Consider the following 3,349-nt stretch of genomic DNA (forward strand, 5'->3'; position numbering starts at 1 on the left):
CTGCTTGGCCTTGCTGGCCTTGGCCTTGAAGCGGTCGATGAACTTCTGCAGGTGCGCCACTTTTTCCTGCTGGCGCGTGTAGGCCGTGGCCTGCAGCGCCATCTGCTCGGCGCGCATGTCTTCGAAGCGGCTGTAGTTGCCGCCGTAGCGGGTGAGCTGGGCGCGTTCGATGTGGACCGTGACGTCGGTGATAGCGTCGAGGAACTCGCGGTCGTGGCTGATCACGAGCATGGTGCCTTCGTAGCGCTTGAGCCAGGCCTCCAGCCAGACCAGGGCGTCCAGGTCCAGGTGGTTGGTGGGCTCGTCGAGCATCAGCAGGTCGCTCGGGCACATCAGGGCGCGCGCGAGTTGCAGGCGCATGCGCCAGCCGCCTGAGAAGCTGTTGACCGGGCGGTCCAGCTCGTCGATGCGAAAGCCCAGGCCCAGGATCAGCGCCTGGGCGCGTGCGGGGGCATCGTGTGCGCCAGCGTCGTGCAGGGCCATGTAGGCGTGGGCCATGCGTTCGCCGTCGTCGCTGGCTTCGGCGGCGGTCACTTCCTGCTGGGCGGCCAGCAGGGTCACGTCGCCTTCGATGACGAACTGCGTCGCCGGCAGGTCGGTCTCGGGCATGTCCTGCGCCACCTGCGCCACGCGCCACTGGGCGGGCACGTTGAAGTCGCCTTTGTCTTCGTGCAGGGTGCCGTCAAGCAGGCGGAACAGGCTGGACTTGCCAGCGCCGTTGCGGCCGACGAGGCCGACTTTTTCGCCGGGGTTGATGGTCGCGGACGCGCCATCGAGCAGGACCTTCGTGCCACGACGAAGGACCACATTTCGCAAAGTGATCATGGTTGGGGCGCCGCCGAAGCGTTCAGCGCCGAAAGGGCATCAAAAGAAAGGAGCAGCACCTGGTCGTCACCGGCGCTGGTGGGCAGCCACACGGCTTCCAGCTGGGGGAAGGCGGCTTCAAAGTGGGCGCGCTCGTTGCCGATTTCCAGCACGAGCACGCCGTTGGGGTTCAGGCGCGCGGGCAGGTCGCGCAGCAGGGCGCGGACGAAGTCCATGCCGTCACGGCCGCCAGCCAGGGCCAGTTCGGGCTCGGCGCGGTACTCGGCGGGCAGTGCGTCCATGCTCTGCGAGTTCACGTAGGGCGGGTTGCACAGCACCAGGTCCCAGGGGCCGGGGCACTGGGCCAGGCCGTCCGATTCGATCAGGGTGATGCGCTCCTGCAGGCCGTGGCGGTCGACGTTGATGCGGGCCACGGCCAGTGCGTCGGGCGAGAGGTCGGCACCGGTGACCTGCACCTCGGGCCAGGCCAGCGCGGCCAGCACGGCCAGGCTGCCGTTGCCGGTGCACAGGTCCAGCACCTGCTGCGTGTCGTCGGACAACCAGGCGTCGAAGCCGCCATCGGCGATGAGTTCGGCGATGAAGCTGCGCGGCACGATGGCACGCTGATCCACGTAGAACGACACGCCTTGCAGCCAGGCCTCGTGCGTGAGGTAGGCCGCGGGCTGGCGCGTCTCGATGCGGCGGGTGATCAGGTCGGCCACCGCCAGCGCATCGTCTTCGCTGACCGGCGTTTCGGCCATTTCGTCCAGGTCGCCGTCCAGCGGCAGGCCCAGTTGCCACAACACCAGCCACGCAGCTTCGTCGCGCTGATTGGTGGTGCCGTGGCCATAGGCCAGCCCAGCGGCGTCCAGGCGCGCAATGGCGCCGGCGAGGATGTCTTGCAGGGTCATGCGGCGGCCTGTTGTGCCAGCCGCTCCAGCGTGCGGCGGTAAATGTTCTTGAGGGGCTCGATGTCGGCCACGGGCACGTGTTCGTCGACCTTGTGGATGGTCGCGTTCGTCGGGCCGAGTTCGATGACCTGTGGGCAGACCTGGGCGATGAAGCGGCCGTCGCTGGTGCCACCGGTGGTGGAGAGTTCGGTGCTGAGGCCGGTTTCGTCGCGGATCGCCTCGCGCACAGCGTCCACCAGCGTGCCCGGGGTGGTGAGGAAGGGCAGGCCGCCCACCGTCCAGGCGAGGTCGAAGTCGGTGCCTGGCTGCAGGCCGTGGCGCGCCAGGATGTCGGTCACGCGCTGCTGCAGGCCGTCGGGCGTGGACTCGGTGCAGAAGCGGAAGTTGAAGTCGATCACCACCGTGCCAGGGATCACGTTGCTCGCGCCGGTGCCGCCGTGGATGTTGCTGATCTGCCAGCTGGTGGGTGGGAAGAAGGCGTTGCCCTGGTCCCAGACCGTGGCCGCCAGTTCGGCCAGCGCGGGGGCGGCCAGATGGATGGGATTCTTCGCCAGGTGCGGGTAGGCGATGTGGCCCTGGATGCCCTTGACCGTGAGCTTGCCGCTCATGGTGCCCCGGCGGCCGTTCTTGATCATGTCGCCGGTGCGCTCGACCGAGGTCGGTTCGCCGACGATGCACCAGTCCAGCCGTTCGCCGCGGCGCTGCAGTTCGCGGCAGACCACCACGGTGCCGTCGTTGGCCGGGCCTTCTTCATCGCTGGTCAGCAGAAAAGCGATGTCGATACCGGGCTGCGGGTTCGCGCTCAGGAACTCTTCGCAGGCGACCACCATGGCGGCCAGCGAGGTCTTCATGTCGCTGGCACCGCGGCCGAACAGCTTGCCATCGCGGTGCGCGGGCACAAAGGGGTCGCTGGTCCAGGCGGACAGCGGGCCGGTGGGCACCACGTCGGTGTGGCCGGCCCACACCAGGGTGGGTTGCCGGCCGTTGCCGTGGCGCGCCCAGAGGTTGGTCACGCGGAAGTCGGCCGGGCCGCTTTCGATGGTTTCGCAGACGAAGCCGAGCGCGCGCAGGCGGTCGGCGATCAGGGCCTGGCAGCCCTCGTCCAGCGGGGTGACCGAGGGGCGGGCGATCAGGGCTTCGGTCAGGCGCAGGGTTTCGCTCATCAGAACTTCACGTCCAGCGTGAACTCGGTGAAGGTGGCGTGGTCGCTCTGGTCTTCCTCGCTCGGCTTGGCCGATTCGTTGGACTTGACGGCGTTGAAGTCGTTCTGCAGACGCCACAGCAGGTTGTTGGGCGAGTCGGCGTGGGCCAGACCTTCGTTGCGCGAGACCAGCCCGTCGGTGACCAGGCGCGCCAGATCCTGCTCGAAGCTCTGCGAGCCTTCGGCCAGCGACTTTTCCATGGCTTCGCGCACACCGGAGAAGTCGGACTTCTGGATCAGGTCGGCGATCAGCGCGGTGTTGAGCATCACCTCCATGGCCGGCACGCGGCCGCCGGTGTGGGTGCGCAGCAGGCGCTGCGAGACGATGGCGCGCAGCGCTGCGGCCAGGTCACCCAGCATGGTGGGGCGCACTTCCACGGGGTAGAAGCTCAGGATGCGGTTGAGCGCCTGGTAGCTGTTGTTGGCGTGCAGC

General features: G+C 68.2%; 3 protein-coding genes and 1 pseudogene. All 4 read right to left on the bottom strand.

The window, feature by feature from the left end; genetic code table 11:
* Window positions 1-825: ABC-F family ATP-binding cassette domain-containing protein (locus RMP09_RS14265; protein ID WP_310566646.1), on the bottom strand; the 825-nt coding region annotated here is incomplete at its 3' end.
* On the bottom strand, window positions 822-1,715 hold the full coding sequence (gene prmB, locus RMP09_RS14270) for a 50S ribosomal protein L3 N(5)-glutamine methyltransferase (RefSeq protein WP_310566647.1): 894 nt from the start codon (window positions 1,713-1,715) through the stop codon (window positions 822-824). The genes RMP09_RS14265 and prmB, both read right to left, overlap by 4 nt.
* Window positions 1,712-2,878 carry a succinyl-diaminopimelate desuccinylase gene (gene dapE, locus RMP09_RS14275; protein ID WP_310566648.1) on the bottom strand — a complete coding sequence of 389 codons (1,167 nt, stop codon included), beginning with the start codon at window positions 2,876-2,878 and terminating at the stop codon, window positions 1,712-1,714. The genes prmB and dapE overlap by 4 nt, the downstream gene beginning before the upstream one ends.
* Window positions 2,878-3,349: pseudogene (locus RMP09_RS14280) on the bottom strand (type IV pili twitching motility protein PilT); the annotation flags it as partial. The gene dapE and the pseudogene RMP09_RS14280, both read right to left, overlap by 1 nt.

It is taken from the genome of Hydrogenophaga sp. (genome assembly GCF_031426985.1).
Lineage (GTDB): Bacteria > Pseudomonadota > Gammaproteobacteria > Burkholderiales > Burkholderiaceae_C > Hydrogenophaga.